The sequence below is a fragment of the Klebsiella sp. JN_Kp126 genome, from assembly GCF_033843325.1.
GTDB lineage: Bacteria > Pseudomonadota > Gammaproteobacteria > Enterobacterales > Enterobacteriaceae > Klebsiella > Klebsiella michiganensis.
On record NZ_JAWXQV010000041.1, the window covers coordinates 1 to 15,984 of the forward strand.

General features: G+C 58.0%; 13 protein-coding genes. 11 read left to right on the plus strand and 2 right to left on the minus strand.

Annotation, left to right across the window (positions count from 1 at the left end; all coding sequences use genetic code 11):
• Positions 1-43: 43 nt before the first annotated feature.
• Together SIK97_RS02035 and citS are read right to left on the minus strand one after the other, a co-directional pair.
• Positions 44-289, minus strand: a complete 246-nt coding sequence (locus SIK97_RS02035) for an oxaloacetate decarboxylase subunit gamma (protein ID WP_047724531.1) — start codon at positions 287-289, stop codon at positions 44-46.
• Positions 290-449: 160 nt separating this feature from the next.
• Entirely contained in the window at positions 450-1,790 is a 1,341-nt protein-coding gene (citS, locus tag SIK97_RS02040) for a citrate/sodium symporter CitS (protein WP_048262430.1), read from the minus strand.
• A gap of 405 nt (positions 1,791-2,195) precedes the next feature.
• Here citS and citC point away from each other — a divergent pair, with 405 nt between their 5' ends.
• The 11 genes from citC to kefC all read left to right on the plus strand — a co-directional run bounded on the left by citC (position 2,196) and on the right by kefC (position 15,957).
• On the plus strand, positions 2,196-3,224 hold the full coding sequence (citC, locus tag SIK97_RS02045; RefSeq protein WP_049080584.1) for a [citrate (pro-3S)-lyase] ligase: 1,029 nt from the start codon (positions 2,196-2,198) through the stop codon (positions 3,222-3,224).
• A 29-nt stretch (positions 3,225-3,253) separates the two neighbouring features.
• A complete protein-coding gene (citD, locus tag SIK97_RS02050) occupies positions 3,254-3,547 on the plus strand; it encodes a citrate lyase acyl carrier protein (RefSeq protein WP_014227881.1) in 294 nt (97 codons plus the stop codon).
• A complete protein-coding gene (citE, locus tag SIK97_RS02055; RefSeq protein WP_025106468.1) occupies positions 3,544-4,413 on the plus strand; it encodes a citrate (pro-3S)-lyase subunit beta in 870 nt (289 codons plus the stop codon). Before citD ends, citE begins: the two co-directional genes overlap by 4 nt.
• A gap of 10 nt (positions 4,414-4,423) precedes the next feature.
• A complete protein-coding gene (citF, locus tag SIK97_RS02060) occupies positions 4,424-5,950 on the plus strand; it encodes a citrate lyase subunit alpha (protein WP_025106469.1) in 1,527 nt (508 codons plus the stop codon).
• 82 nt (positions 5,951-6,032) lie between these two features.
• On the plus strand, positions 6,033-6,878 hold the full coding sequence (citG, locus tag SIK97_RS02065; RefSeq protein WP_369815508.1) for a triphosphoribosyl-dephospho-CoA synthase CitG: 846 nt from the start codon (positions 6,033-6,035) through the stop codon (positions 6,876-6,878).
• Positions 6,879-7,123: 245 nt separating this feature from the next.
• Positions 7,124-7,945 carry a 4-hydroxy-tetrahydrodipicolinate reductase gene (gene dapB, locus SIK97_RS02070; RefSeq protein ID WP_032747912.1) on the plus strand — a complete coding sequence of 274 codons (822 nt, stop codon included), beginning with the start codon at positions 7,124-7,126 and terminating at the stop codon, positions 7,943-7,945.
• A gap of 457 nt (positions 7,946-8,402) precedes the next feature.
• Positions 8,403-9,551, plus strand: coding sequence for a glutamine-hydrolyzing carbamoyl-phosphate synthase small subunit (gene carA / locus SIK97_RS02075; RefSeq protein WP_057173152.1), 1,149 nt, complete (start codon positions 8,403-8,405; stop codon positions 9,549-9,551).
• 18 nt (positions 9,552-9,569) lie between these two features.
• Positions 9,570-12,794, plus strand: a complete 3,225-nt coding sequence (carB, locus tag SIK97_RS02080) for a carbamoyl-phosphate synthase large subunit (RefSeq protein ID WP_014227887.1) — start codon at positions 9,570-9,572, stop codon at positions 12,792-12,794.
• A gap of 388 nt (positions 12,795-13,182) precedes the next feature.
• A complete protein-coding gene (locus SIK97_RS02085; protein WP_047724523.1) occupies positions 13,183-13,416 on the plus strand; it encodes a YgdI/YgdR family lipoprotein in 234 nt (77 codons plus the stop codon).
• A gap of 149 nt (positions 13,417-13,565) precedes the next feature.
• On the plus strand, positions 13,566-14,099 hold the full coding sequence (gene kefF / locus SIK97_RS02090) for a glutathione-regulated potassium-efflux system oxidoreductase KefF (protein ID WP_004098522.1): 534 nt from the start codon (positions 13,566-13,568) through the stop codon (positions 14,097-14,099).
• Entirely contained in the window at positions 14,092-15,957 is a 1,866-nt protein-coding gene (gene kefC, locus SIK97_RS02095) for a glutathione-regulated potassium-efflux system protein KefC (protein WP_014227889.1), read from the plus strand. The genes kefF and kefC overlap by 8 nt, the downstream gene beginning before the upstream one ends.
• Positions 15,958-15,984: the final 27 nt, after the last annotated feature.

The following is a 15,984-nucleotide window of genomic DNA, read 5'->3' on the forward strand; positions in this document are numbered from 1 at the left end:
GGACGACATCGGTAATGGCAACGGTCATGGATTCCTCCGTGAATTAAGGGTTAAGGCGGCGATGGTGGTGAATAGCGGCGACAATTACCGGCTTTAAGCGGGCGAAGTCGTCAGCGGGCGCGGCGGCAGATGTGGCCTTCAGCGCGGGAGCCGGTTCCGGGAAGAAGCGGTTGACGGCGGCGGACATGCTGCGGATGGCGAAAATCAGCAGGAACAGAAACGACAGCACAAAGCCCATGCCGAGGCACATCAGGGTGAAGCCTTCACCCAGCAGAACTGCATCACTCATGAAAAGATCCAAAAGTAAGGGCACGATGGCGTGCCTGAAGGCTAACCAACCGGTGCTTCCGGCTAAGGAGTAGGGTGGATTTCCCGAAGCCGCCCCCGGCTCTGGACCCTAAATAGCACCGCTGTGGTTGACGCTCAAACATCGCCATCGTGCGTGTTGGTTACATCATCATGCCGAACACGATGCTGGCAATGACCAGCACAATACCGCCGCCCAGACGGGAGGAGATTTGCGCATAAGAGATAAGATTCATACGGTTACAGGCAGAGAGTACTTCCAGGTCGCCCGAGCCGCCGCGGTTAGCCATGCACAGACCGGCGGTGATCGCGGATTCAATCGGGAAGAAGCCAATCATCCAGCCGCCGATGGCCGCGCCGATGACCGCACCCACCACGATCACCGCCGCGATGATGACGTTCGCAAAGGTAATCGCGTCGATAATTTCCTGCAGGTCGGTGTAGCACACGCCGACGCCGACCATCAGTACCCACAGCAGTTGCTTAGAGAAGAAGTCAGACAGGCGTTTAGCGCCAGCTTTAATCTCAGGCGAGCAGAGGCCGGAAGCGTTCAGCGCCGCGACGATCAGCACCATCCAGGCGAAATAGTGGATAGAGACGCCGCCAATGCTTGGCAAAATTTTCTTGGCAATAACGTAGGCCAGCAGGAAACAGGTGGTGGCGAGCACCAGGCCGACGGCGGTTTCGCGATGGGTAATCTGGCCCGCTTTTTCATCGTCGTCGACTTTAAAGGAGGCTTTACGCACCAGTTCGCCTTCACCGCTCAGCCAGGTGTGTTTTTTACCGATAATATCGAGGAGTGCAGCAAAGACGATGGCAAAGATGTTGGCGATGGTCAGGATAGCAATCGCGGTGGAGTAGTACTCTTCACGCGAACGGCCGGTGACGGAGTGATAAATTTCAGACAGCGGCACCGCGCCTGCGCCGTTGCCGCCGCCCATAATCGGCAGGACGTACAGCATCATGATGCGGTCGATGGAGATACCGAAGCACAGGCCAATGATAATCCCGAAGATGGATGCGCCGAGGATCCCCATAAGGATCGTCGGAATATAACCCAGCAGCGATTTCAGCAGCAGCTTACGGTTAACCGAGAGGATTGCGCCGGTAATCAATACTGCGATGAATAAGTTCAGGAAGTTACTTTTATCCATCACATTAGTGATTGCATCAATTTCTTTCTGGGTGAATATGCCGGCGTAAACGAAATAGGCGGCCACGAGGAAGATCATCACCGGCGCGCCGCCAATATATTTATTGAAGATTGGCAGGCGTTTGCCAATTTCGCCAAAAACGGCGCCAATAATAAACATGATCGCGAAGCCACCAACAATGTCGGTCGGCAGGGCATTATAAAAGTGTGAAAGTAGTAAAGTGATTAACGCAAAGGCGTAAAGCGGTAGCGGCATGCCGAAGATTTTAAACCCCAGAATATCGCTAACCCCTTTTTTCTCCGCAGATGGAGCCTGGCTCATATTAGTCATATGACGTCACCCTGTTAAAAAAAGGAATATACACATCATCCTTCAAGCTGCCTCTTTGTTGGCAGCCTTCACTCACCCCAGTCACTTACTATGCGTAAGCTCCTGGGGATTCATTCAGTTACCGCCTCGATGCAACTTGAATGATTTTGTGTATTAATGCCGTTAGAAAAAACAATAATAGGACGGCGGCATAATAATAAATATGTTCCCCAGCGATATGTGATTATCTTCACTGATTAGTCGTGTTTTTAATTAATTTAATTGTTTTTATTCTTCTGAATTAATTAACAACATAAAAACCATAAAGCCAATTAAGGTACGCGGAAAAATGTGATTGAAATAAAAGAACCGCTGCGGGAACGATGGCGAAATACAGCTCGTTTTGGTCAATGAAGCGCGAAAAAAATGAATCTGATAGTAAAACGCGTCGCGGTACAGCTCGACCCCCGGCGGCGAGAGGCCGTTGACCTCTTTCTTCATCAGCACCAGCTCTCGCTGGAGGCGGACTGCGAATGGGCGATTATCGTCGAGTACCAGCGGCGCATTGTCGGCTGCGGCGCCATTGCCGGATGCGTTCTGAAGTGTATTGCCGTCGACCCGTCGCTGCAGGGGGAAGGGCTCAGCCTGAAGCTGCTGACTGAACTGATGACCCTGGCGTATGAGCTGGGCCGCAGCGAGCTGTTTCTGTTCACTAAACCCTATAACGCGGAGCTCTTCTCCTGCGCCGGGTTCTGGCCTATCGCCCGCGCGGGGGAGCAGGCCGTGTTAATGGAAAATAGCCGCGAACGTCTGGCCCGCTATTGCCGCCAGCTTACGATGTATCGTCAGCCCGGCGAAAAAATCGGCGCCATCGTGATGAACGCCAATCCCTTTACCCTGGGGCATCGTTGGCTGGTGGAGCAGGCGGCTCAACGCTGCGACTGGCTGCATCTGTTCGTGGTGAAGGAGGATGCTTCGTTTTTCCGCTACCGCGATCGCGTGGCGCTGATTGAAAAGGGGATCGCCGGGATCGCCAACGTGACCCTGCATCCGGGGTCGGCCTATCTGATCTCGCGCGCCACTTTTCCCGGCTACTTCCTGAAAGACAAAGGCGTGGTTGACGATTGCCACAGCCAGATCGATCTGCAGCTCTTTCGCGAACGTTTAGCCCCGGCGCTGGGCGTGACCCACCGCTTTGTCGGCAGCGAACCGCTGTGTGAATTAACCCGTCGCTACAACCAGCGCATGCGCCAGCTGCTGGAAGCGCCCGGCGACGCGCCGGCGATTCAGGTGGTTGAGCTGGCGCGGGTTGAGAAAGAGGGCGCGCCCATTTCCGCTTCCCGGGTGCGCAGGCTGTATCAGCAGCGCCAGTGGTCGTCGATTGCGCCGCTGGTGCCGCCGGGAACCCTCTCTTTTCTGATGCATCTGGCGGAAAGCGAACACCAAACCGCCTGATTTACCTCCATAACTAAGGATCAGCCTCTATGGAAATGATGATTGACGCCCTGGCCGGCACGCTGGAATCCAGCGATGTGATGGTCAGGATCGGGCCTGCGAATGAGCCAGGTATTCAGCTTGAAATCGACAGCATTGTGAAGCAGCAGTTTGGCGCGGCGATTGAGCGGGTGGTCAGAGAGACGCTGACGCAGCTTGGCGTTACCCGGGCGAACGTCGTCGTCGATGATAAAGGCGCGCTCGAATGCGTACTGAAGGCTCGCGTTCAGGCCGCGGCGCTGCGCGCGGCGCAACAATCTCAACCGCACTGGAGTCAGCTATGAAACCTCGTCGCAGTATGCTGTTTATCCCCGGCGCCAACGCCGCGATGTTAAGCACCTCATTTGTTTACGGCGCTGACGCGGTGATGTTCGATCTCGAAGATGCCGTCTCGCTCCGTGAAAAAGATACCGCCCGCCTGCTGGTGCATCATGCGCTACAGCATCCGCTCTACCGGGACGTGGAAACCGTGGTGCGCATTAATCCGCTCAGCACGCCGTTTGGTCTCGCCGACCTTGAGGCGGTGGTGCGCGCGGGCGTCGATATGGTGCGCCTGCCGAAAACCGATAGCAAAGAAGATATCCATGAGCTGGAAGCGCAGGTCGAGCGGATTGAGCGCGAATGCGGCCGGGAAGTGGGCAGCACGAAATTAATGGCGGCGATAGAGTCGGCGCTGGGCGTAGTGAACGCGGTTGAGATCGCTCGCGCCAGCCCGCGCCTGTCGGCCATCGCGCTGGCGGCCTTCGATTACGTTATGGATATGGGCACCAGCCGCGGTGACGGCACCGAGCTGTTTTACGCCCGCTGCGCGGTGCTGCACGCGGCGCGCGTCGCCGGCATCGCGGCGTACGACGTGGTGTGGTCGGATATTAACAATGAAGAGGGTTTCCTCGCGGAAGCGAATCTGGCGAAGAATCTCGGCTTTAACGGTAAATCGCTGGTCAACCCGCGCCAGATTGAGCTGCTGCACCAGGTTTATGCCCCCACGCTGAAAGACGTTGAACATGCGCGGGAGGTGATCGCGGCGGCGGAAGAGGCGGAAGCGCGCGGTCTGGGCGTGGTATCGCTGAACGGCAAGATGATAGATGGACCGATTATCGATCATGCGCGCAAAGTCGTGGCGCTGTCGGCTTCCGGCATTCGTGATTAAGGAGGAAATAATGAAAGAGACCGTAGCAATGCTTAATCAGCAGTACGTGATGCCGGAAGGATTAGCGCCCTATGCGGGCGTGACGGCGCAGAGCCCGTGGCTGGCCAGCGAAAGCGAAAAGCGGCAGCGTAAAATCTGCGCCTCGCTGGAGGAGGCGATTCGCCGTTCCGGGCTGCAAAACGGCATGACCATCTCTTTTCACCACGCCTTCCGCGGCGGCGACAAGGTGGTCAATATGGTGGTGGCGAAGCTGGCTGAAATGGGTTTTCGCGATCTGACGCTGGCTTCAAGCTCGCTTATCGATGCCCACTGGCCGCTGATTGAGCATATTAAGAATGGCGTGATCCGGCAGATTTACACCTCGGGTCTGCGCGGTAAGCTGGGGGAAGCGATCTCCGCCGGCCTGATGGAAAACCCGGTACAAATCCACTCTCACGGCGGCCGGGCGCATTTAGTGCAAACCGGTGAGCTACGCATTGATGTGGCGTTCCTCGGCGTGCCGTGCTGCGATGAATATGGCAACGCCAACGGCTTTAGCGGTAAATCCCGCTGCGGATCGCTGGGCTACGCCAGAGTGGATGCCGAGGCCGCCGGATGCGTGGTGCTGCTCACCGAAGAGTGGGTAGATTATCCAAACTATCCGGCCAGCATCGCCCAGGATCGGGTGGATCTGATCGTGCAGGTCGATGAGGTCGGCGATCCGGCGAAAATCACCGCCGGGGCGATCCGTTTGACCAGCAACCCGCGCGAATTGCTGATCGCCCGCCAGGCGGCGAAGGTGATCGAACACTCTGGCTATTTCAAAGACGGTTTCTCTTTGCAGACGGGGACCGGCGGCGCATCGCTGGCGGTGACCCGTTTCCTCGAAGATAAGATGCGTCGTAACAACATTACCGCCAGCTTTGGTCTGGGCGGGATCACCGGCACGATGGTCGATCTGCACGAAAAGGGGCTGATCAAAGCGCTGCTGGATACCCAGTCTTTTGACGGCGATGCCGCGCGTTCGCTGGCCAATAACCCTAACCATATTGAAATTTCCGCTAATCAGTACGCCAATCCCGGTTCGAAAGGCGTCTCCTGCGAACGCCTGAACGTGGTGATGCTGAGCGCGCTGGAGATCGATACCGGATTCAACGTTAACGTGATGACCGGCTCCAACGGCGTGCTGCGCGGCGCGTCCGGCGGCCACAGCGATACGGCGGCGGGCGCGGATTTAACCATTATCACCGCGCCGCTGGTGCGTGGGCGCATTCCGTGCGTGGTGGAGAAGGTGCTGACTTGCGTGACGCCGGGCGCCAGCGTGGATGTGCTGGTCACCGATCACGGTATCGCCGTCAACCCGGCGCGTCAGGACCTGATTGATAACCTGCGTAACGCGGGTATCCCGCTGCTGACCATTGAAGAGCTGCAGCAGCGCGCCGAACTGTTGACCGGCAAGCCTGACCCGATCGCCTTCACCGATCGGGTGGTGGCCGTGGTGCGCTATCGCGACGGGTCAGTGATTGATGTCATTCATCAGGTTAAAAGCGCCGGTTAAACGCGCTGAGGAGAAAGGCATGAGCGAAGTGATGATAAGCCAGCGTCGCCCGTTGAGCCGTCAAACGGTGACGGCGGAGGAGATGGTTTCTCGCGTGGAACGGGCGCTGCTGACCGAAGTCCGCCTGACGCCGAAACCGGGCCTGGTGGATATTCGTAACGCCGGCGCGCATCGGGATATGGATCTGGCCTCTTTTGAGGCCAGCACGGCGGCTGTCGCGCCATGGATGGAGAAGTTTTTCATTATGGGCCACGACACGGCCAATATCACGCCGGAGCAGGTATTGACGATGCTGCGTCCGGTGGGCATGGCGTGCGAGACGGATATGCTGGAGGCTACCGGCGGGGTGAATACCCATCGCGGCGCGATCTTCGCTTTTGGCCTGCTCAGCGCGGCGGCGGGAAGGCTGGTGGCCAGAGGGGAGCCGGTTGAACAGCACCGGGTTTGCGATCGGGTGGCCCGCTTCTGCCGCGGCCTGGTCGGGCGCGAGCTCTCCTCTCCTGAAGGAATGAAGGTCAGTAAAGGCGAAGGGCATTTCCTGCGCTACGGGCTCTCCGGCGCCAGAGGCGAAGCGGAGAGCGGCTTTCGCACCGTGCGCACCCAGGCGATGCCGGTCTTCAATCGCGTTATGGCGGACACCGGCGATACCAATCTGGCGTTACTGCAGACTCTACTGCACCTGATGGCCTGGAATGACGATACCAATCTGGTGTCGCGCGGCGGGCTGGAAGGGCTCAATTTTGTGCAGCAGCAGGCGCAAAAGCTGCTGTGGGAAGGCGGAGTGCTGACCGATGGCGGGCTGGAGGCGCTGCGCCGGCTGGATGATGAGTTGATTATTCGCCACCTTAGCCCGGGCGGTAGCGCCGACCTGCTGGCGGTCACCTGGTTCCTGTCCGGTTTCCCGGCCGGCGAGCTGTTCCTGCACTAATCGCTGCTTTTCTGTCGCCGTATTCCCCGGATTGGCCATACAGGGCCGGACCGGGGTTGCGGACTGCGCGCGCTCCTCGCTTCTCACTACTCCACGGCAAATTCCCGGCACAATCTTATAGTTTTTACTGATATCGGCGGCAGTTTGTCATAAATTTCTAATTATCGGTGTTTTTGAGTAGCGGCCCATCAATGAGCTGGTTACTCTGAAAACAATTTACGTAGTGTTAACAAAAGAGAATAGCTATGCATGATGCACAAATCCGCGTGGCCATCGCGGGCGCGGGCGGCCGGATGGGACGCCAGTTAATTCAGGCGGTACAGCAGATGGACGGCGCGGCGCTTGGCGCGGCGCTGGAGCGCGAAGGTTCCTCGCTGCTCGGCAGCGATGCGGGCGAACTGGCGGGCGTGGGCAGGTCAGGGGTGGTGGTGCAAAGCAGCCTTGAGGCGGTAAAAGACGATTTTGACGTTTTCATCGATTTTACCCGCCCGGAAGGCACGCTGGCCCATCTTGCGTTTTGCCGTCAACACGGCAAAGGCATGGTTATCGGTACCACCGGGTTTGACGACGCCGGGAAGCAGGCGATTCGCGACGCTTCGCAGGAGATCGCCATCGTGTTTGCCGCCAACTTCAGCGTCGGCGTCAACGTGATGCTTAAGCTGCTGGAAAAAGCGGCGAAGGTGATGGGCGACTATACCGATATTGAGATTATCGAAGCGCATCATCGTCACAAAGTGGATGCGCCATCGGGTACGGCGCTGGCGATGGGCGAGGCGATTGCCGGAGCGCTGGATAAAGATCTGAAAGCGTGTGCGGTCTACAGTCGCGAAGGCTATACCGGCGAACGCGTTCCCGGCACCATCGGCTTTGCGACCGTGCGCGCCGGGGATATCGTCGGCGAACATACGGCGATGTTTGCGGATATCGGCGAACGTATTGAGATCAGCCATAAGGCTTCCAGCCGGATGACTTTTGCAAATGGTGCCGTTCGTTCTGCATTATGGCTAAAAGGCAAGAAAAACGGTCTTTTTGATATGCGTGATGTGCTTGAATTGAACTCTTTATAACGATTATTACCCATCGTGATGTGGTTATTGCTTTCAATAAGTAATTGATTGCAAGGGGCAATGTTTTATTGCCCTTTTTTATTTTTGGTGTTTAACCATTTTTTTATCGCCAAGCCTGAAAAATACTATCTTATCCGCATTGTTTTTGTTGTTTTATTGTAAATTTTGACCATATGGTCTACTTTTTCCATCCCTACCCGGCGATTTTACAAACATCCTCCTCCGCAAGCGTTTTCCCGGGCGAGTTAGGTGATCTTTTTGCCCGTTAAGGCAGGTATTACTGAATAGTGGCCTGAAACAAGATTAAAAATATCCGCTTTAAGTTGACTTTTACCCGCCATCTCTCCAGAATGCCGCCGTTTGCCAAAATTCTGCGGGCAACAGATTTGCATTGATTCAGATCTACATTATGAATTAATATGCAAATAAAGTGAGTGGATATTCTCTGGAGGGTGTTTTGATTAAGTCAGCGCTATTGGTTCTGGAAGACGGAACCCAGTTTCACGGTCGGGCCATTGGGGCTACCGGCACGGCGGTTGGGGAAGTCGTTTTCAATACTTCAATGACCGGTTATCAAGAAATCCTCACTGATCCTTCCTATTCCCGCCAAATCGTCACTCTAACTTATCCCCATATCGGCAACGTCGGCACCAATGCCGCCGATGAAGAATCTTCTCAGGTACATGCGCAGGGTCTGGTCATTCGCGATCTGCCGCTGATTGCCAGCAACTTCCGCAATACCGAAGACCTCTCTTCTTATCTGAAGCGCCACAATATCGTGGCGATTGCCGATATCGATACCCGTAAGCTGACCCGCATGCTGCGCGAAAAAGGCGCGCAGAACGGCTGCATCATCGCCGGCGATAGCCCGGATGCGCAGCTGGCGCTGGAAAAAGCGAAAGCGTTCCCGGGCCTCAACGGCATGGATCTGGCGAAGGAAGTGACCACCGCAGAAACCTACAGCTGGACGCAGGGGAGCTGGACGCTGGCGGGCGACCTGCCGGAAGCTAAAGCGGAAAGCGAGCTGCCGTTCCACGTGGTGGCCTACGATTTCGGCGCCAAGCGCAACATCCTGCGCATGCTGGTCGATCGCGGCTGCCGTCTGACGGTGGTGCCGGCAAAGACCTCCGCTGAAGAGGTGCTGAAGATGAATCCGGACGGTATCTTCCTGTCCAACGGTCCCGGCGACCCGGCGCCCTGCGACTACGCTATCGCAGCGATTGAGAAGTTCCTGGAGACCGATATTCCGGTATTCGGTATCTGCCTCGGCCACCAGCTGCTGGCTCTGGCGAGCGGCGCGAAGACCGTGAAGATGAAGTTCGGCCACCACGGCGGCAACCATCCGGTAAAAGATATTGATAACAACGTGGTGATGATCACCGCGCAGAACCACGGCTTTGCGGTGGATGAGGCGTCTATGCCCGCCCACCTGCGCGTGACCCACAAGTCGCTGTTCGACGGCACCCTGCAGGGGATTCACCGTACCGATAAACCGGCGTTCAGCTTCCAGGGACATCCGGAGGCGAGCCCCGGCCCGCACGATGCCGCACCGCTGTTCGACCATTTTATCGAATTAATTGAGCAGTACCGTCAGTCCGCGAAATAATCAGGAGTTAAGAGAGCCATGCCAAAACGTACAGATATAAAAAGCATCCTGATTCTGGGCGCGGGCCCGATTGTTATCGGTCAGGCGTGCGAGTTTGACTACTCCGGCGCCCAGGCGTGTAAAGCGCTGCGCGAAGAGGGCTACCGCGTTATTCTGGTGAACTCTAACCCGGCCACTATCATGACCGACCCGGAAATGGCTGATGCAACCTACATCGAGCCGATTCACTGGGAAGTGGTGCGCAAGATCATTGAGAAAGAGCGTCCGGATGCGGTTCTGCCGACCATGGGCGGCCAGACGGCGCTGAACTGCGCGCTGGAGCTGGAGCGTCAGGGCGTGCTTGAAGAGTTCGGCGTGACCATGATTGGCGCGACCGCCGACGCGATTGATAAAGCCGAAGACCGCCGCCGTTTCGACGTGGCGATGAAGAAAATCGGTCTCGATACCGCGCGTTCCGGTATCGCGCATACCATGGAAGAAGCGCTGGCGGTTGCCGCTGAAGTTGGCTTCCCGTGCATCATCCGTCCGTCCTTTACGATGGGCGGCACCGGCGGCGGTATCGCCTACAACCGCGAAGAGTTCGAAGAGATCTGCGAACGCGGTCTGGATCTCTCCCCGACCAACGAGCTGCTGATTGATGAATCGCTGATCGGCTGGAAAGAGTACGAGATGGAAGTGGTGCGTGATAAAAACGACAACTGCATCATCGTCTGCTCCATCGAAAACTTCGACGCGATGGGCATCCACACCGGCGACTCCATCACCGTGGCGCCGGCGCAGACCCTGACCGACAAAGAGTACCAAATCATGCGTAACGCCTCGATGGCGGTACTGCGTGAAATCGGCGTAGAGACCGGCGGTTCCAACGTTCAGTTCTCGGTGAACCCGAAAGATGGTCGCCTGATCGTTATCGAAATGAACCCGCGCGTCTCCCGCTCCTCGGCGCTGGCCTCGAAAGCCACCGGCTTCCCGATCGCTAAAGTGGCGGCGAAGCTGGCGGTTGGTTACACCCTTGATGAGCTGATGAACGATATCACCGGCGGCCGCACCCCGGCGTCGTTTGAGCCGTCCATCGACTACGTCGTGACCAAAATCCCACGCTTCAACTTTGAAAAATTCGTCGGCGCGAACGACCGTCTGACCACCCAGATGAAGTCGGTGGGCGAAGTGATGGCGATTGGCCGTACCCAGCAGGAGTCCCTGCAGAAAGCGCTGCGCGGCCTGGAAGTGGGCGCTACCGGTTTCGACCCGAAAGTGAGCCTCGATGACCCGGAAGCGTTGACCAAGATTCGCCGCGAGCTGAAAGACGCGGGCGCTGAGCGTATCTGGTACATCGCTGACGCTTTCCGCGCGGGCCTCTCCGTTGATGGCGTGTTCAACCTGACCAATATCGACCGCTGGTTCCTGGTGCAGATTGAAGAGCTGGTGCGTCTGGAAGAGAAAGTGGCTGAAGTCGGTATTACCGGCCTCGACGCCGACTTCCTGCGTCAGCTCAAGCGTAAAGGCTTTGCCGATGCGCGTCTGGCGAAGCTGGCTGGCGTGCGCGAAGCGGAAATCCGCAAGCTGCGCGACCAGTATGACCTGCACCCGGTCTACAAGCGCGTGGATACCTGCGCGGCGGAATTCGCTACCGACACCGCCTACATGTACTCCACTTATGAAGACGAGTGCGAAGCCAACCCGTCCGTTGACCGCGACAAAATCATGGTGCTCGGCGGTGGCCCGAACCGTATCGGCCAGGGCATAGAGTTCGACTACTGCTGCGTCCATGCCTCCCTGGCGCTGCGCGAAGACGGCTACGAGACCATTATGGTCAACTGTAACCCGGAAACCGTCTCTACCGACTACGACACCTCCGACCGCCTCTATTTTGAGCCGGTGACGCTGGAAGACGTGCTGGAAATCGTGCGCATTGAGAAGCCGAAAGGCGTTATCGTGCAGTACGGCGGCCAGACGCCGCTGAAGCTGGCGCGCGCGCTGGAAGCGGCAGGCGTGCCGGTTATCGGCACCAGCCCGGATGCTATCGACCGTGCGGAAGACCGCGAGCGCTTCCAGCACGCGGTTGACCGCCTGAAGCTGAAGCAGCCGGCGAACGCCACCGTGACCGCGATCGAAATGGCGGTCGAAAAGGCGAAAGAGATTGGCTACCCGCTGGTGGTGCGTCCGTCCTACGTTCTCGGCGGCCGCGCGATGGAAATCGTCTACGACGAAATCGACCTGCGTCGCTACTTCCAGACCGCCGTCAGCGTCTCTAACGATGCGCCGGTGCTGCTGGACCGCTTCCTTGACGATGCGGTTGAAGTCGACGTCGATGCGATCTGCGACGGCGAAATGGTGCTGATTGGCGGCATCATGGAGCATATCGAGCAGGCGGGCGTGCACTCCGGCGACTCCGCGTGTTCGCTGCCGGCCTACACCCTGAGCCAGGAAATTCAGGACGTGATGCGCGAGCAGGTGCAGAAGCTGGCCTTTGAGCTGCAGGTGCGCGGCCTGATGAACGTGCAGTTTGCGGTCAAAAACAACGAAGTCTACCTGATTGAAGTCAACCCGCGCGCGGCGCGTACCGTCCCGTTCGTCTCGAAAGCCACCGGCGTACCGCTGGCAAAAGTCGCGGCGCGCGTGATGGCGGGCAAAACGCTGGCTCAGCAGGGCGTCACGAAAGAGATCATCCCACCGTACTATTCGGTGAAAGAGGTGGTGCTGCCGTTTAACAAATTCCCGGGCGTCGACCCGCTGTTAGGGCCAGAAATGCGCTCTACCGGTGAAGTCATGGGCGTAGGACGCACCTTCGCGGAAGCGTTCGCCAAGGCGCAGCTGGGCAGCAACTCGACGATGAAGAAACAGGGACGCGCGCTGCTCTCCGTTCGCGAAGGCGACAAAGAGCGCGTGGTGGATCTGGCGGCAAAACTGCTGAAGTTTGGTTTCGAGCTGGATGCGACCCACGGTACCGCGATTGTGCTGGGCGAAGCCGGCATCAACCCGCGTCTGGTGAACAAGGTGCATGAAGGCCGTCCGCACATTCAGGACCGCATCAAGAATGGTGAATACACCTACATCATCAACACCACCGCGGGCCGCCAGGCGATTGAAGACTCCAAGCTGATTCGCCGCAGCGCCCTGCAGTACAAAGTGCACTACGACACCACGCTGAACGGCGGTTTCGCGACCGCAATGGCGCTGAATGCCAACGCGATGGAAAAAGTGACCTCGGTGCAGGAAATGCACGCGCAGATTAAAAAGTAATATTATCTGCCAGTAAAAGCGCCTCCGGTGGCCAACGCCGGAGGCGCTTTTTTTTGCGTGACGATAAGCCTGGGCGGAATAAAGTGACGCTCCCTGCGGCGCTGAACGTCGAACAAAAAAAGGGGGATCGGCGTTAACAGGCCACTTAGGAGAGTTCTGGTTTTCTCTCGCCGGACAGTCAGCTAGCCTAAAGTGGTTAGGGTGATAATGAATATGACTTAGAGCCTATCCCAGTAGGCGTTATTGGCGCAGCCAGTTTGGATACGGACAGCGCGGAGAAACCGGAGCGTACACGTAGTACGTGAGGATTTCGAGCACTGCCCAGGTCCAAAATGGCAAGTGAAATAGTCCTAATGGGATAGGCTCTTAATAACGGGAGAGAAACACGATGCAATATAAACCCCTCACCGCTGCTATCTTCGCCGCTGCCGCACTGTTCACCGTGGCCGGCTGTTCATCTAATCAGTCGCTAAAAACGACCGACGGAAAAACCATTGTCACCGATGGCAAACCGCAGGTGGATGACGATACCGGCCTGGTGTCCTACAAAAACGCGGAAACCGGCCGCACCGAGCAGATCAATCGCGATCAGGTTAAGTCCATGGACGAACTGGATAACTAAGCATTATCCACGGCCCCGTACCGCGGGGTCACGCCTGCCTGACCGATCCTCGCCCTGAACGAGAGATAAATCACACTTATCACTGTAAGCGGTTCGATTAACTGTCTACACTCTTGCTGATTACAACAAGAGCTAACGCAGGCTAATCAATGATCCTCATAATTTATGCGCACCCTTATCCGCAGCACTCGCATGCGAATAAGCGGATGCTTGAGCAGGCAGGGACGCTTGACGGCGTCGAGATACGCTCTCTCTATCAACTTTACCCCGATTTCAATATCGATATCGCTGCCGAGCAGGCGGCGCTGGCCCGTGCCGATCTGGTCATCTGGCAGCATCCGATGCAGTGGTACAGCGTGCCGCCGCTGCTCAAGCTGTGGATGGACAAAGTGCTGGCGCACGGCTGGGCATACGGGCACAACGGTATCGCGCTGCGCGGTAAATCGCTGATGTGGGCGGTGACCACCGGCGGCGGCGAAAGCCACTTTGATATTGGTTCCTTTCCCGGTTTCGACGTCCTGGCGCAGCCGCTGCAGGCGACCGCGCTGTATTGCGGCATGAAATGGCTGCCGCCGTTCGCGATGCATTGCACTTTTATCTGCGATGACGAAACCCTTCAGGCGCAGGCGCGCCACTACCGTCAACGTTTAATCGAATGGCAGGAGGCGCACAATAATGGATAGCCATACGCTGATACAGGCGCTGATCTATTTAGGATCCGCCGCGCTGATCGTGCCGATTGCCGTACGCCTTGGACTGGGGTCGGTGCTCGGCTACTTAATTGCCGGCTGTATTATTGGCCCGTGGGGGCTGCGGCTGGTCACCGATGCCGAGTCGATTCTGCACTTTGCGGAAATCGGCGTGGTGCTGATGCTTTTCGTTATCGGTCTTGAGCTCGATCCCCAGCGGCTGTGGAAACTGCGCGCCTCGGTGTTCGGCGGCGGGGCGCTGCAGATGGTCGTCTGCGGCGTGCTGATTGGCCTGTTCTGCATGTCGCTGGGTCTGCGCTGGCAGGTTGCCGAGCTGATTGGTATGACCCTGGCGCTCTCCTCAACGGCGATCGCTATGCAGGCGATGAACGAACGTAACCTGACGGTTACCCAGCTGGGCCGCAGCGCCTTTGCGGTGCTGCTGTTCCAGGATATCGCGGCCATTCCTCTGGTGGCGATGATCCCGCTGCTGGCGGCGAGCGGCGGCTCGACGACGCTGGGCGCGTTTGCGCTCTCGGCCCTGAAAGTGGCGGGCGCGCTGGCGCTGGTGGTGGCGCTCGGACGCTATCTGACCCGGCCGATGCTGCGTTTTGTCGCGCGCTCCGGCCTGCGTGAAGTCTTCAGCGCCGTGGCGCTGTTCCTGGTGTTTGGCTTCGGGCTGCTGCTGGAAGAGGTCGGGCTGTCGATGGCGATGGGGGCCTTCCTCGCCGGCGTGCTGCTGGCGAGCTCGGAGTACCGCCACGCCCTGGAGAGCGATATTGAACCGTTTAAGGGCCTGCTGCTGGGGCTGTTTTTTATCGGCGTCGGGATGTCTATCGACTTCGGTACCCTGGTGACGCATCCGCTGCGGATCCTGATTCTGCTGGTGGGATTCCTGGTGATTAAATCCCTGATGCTGTGGCTGATCGCCCGGCCGTTAGGCGTTCCGCGCGCCCAGCGCCGCTGGTTTGCGGTGCTGCTGGGGCAGGGGAGCGAATTCGCCTTTGTGGTCTTCGGCGCGGCGCAGATGGCCGATGTCCTGGACGGCGAATGGGCGAAGGCGCTGACCCTCGCGGTGGCGCTATCAATGGCGGCCACGCCAATCCTGCTGGTGCTGCTGACCCGCCTGGAGAAATCCGCCAGCGGGCAGGAGCGCGAAGCCGATGAAATTGACGAAGAGCAGCCGCGGGTGATTATCGCCGGCTTTGGCCGTTACGGGCAGATCGCCGGCCGCGTACTGCTCTCCAGCGGGGTGAAGATGGTCATTCTCGATCACGATCCTGACCACGTCGACACCCTGCGTAAATTTGATATGAAGGTGTTCTACGGCGATGCGACGCGGGTGGACCTGCTGGAGTCGGCGGGGGCGGAAAAGGCGGAAGTGCTGATTAACGCCATCGACGATCCGCAGACGAACCTGCAGCTGGCGGAGCTGGCAAAAGAGCATTTCCCGCATCTGCAGATCATCTCCCGCGCCCGCGATGTCGATCATTACATCAAGCTGCGCCAGGCCGGGGTCGAAGCGCCGGAGCGTGAAACCTTCGAAGCGGCGCTGAAGTCCGGACGCATGACGCTGGAGGCGCTGGGCCTGGGCGCCTACGAGGCCCGCGAACGGGCCGATCTGTTCCGCCGTTTCAATCTGCAAATGGTGGAAGAGATGGTGGCGATGGCGGAAAACGACGCGGCTTCCCGGGTGGCGGTATTCAAGCGCACCAGCGATATGCTGACCGGCATTATCAACGAAGACCGCAATCATTTATCGCTGGTTCAGCGTCACGGCTGGCAAGGAACGGAAGAGGGACGGCATACCGGTGACATCGCCGATGAGCCGCAAAATAAGCCCTCGGCATAAGGGAGAATTCAGGGTGTTACGTTAGCT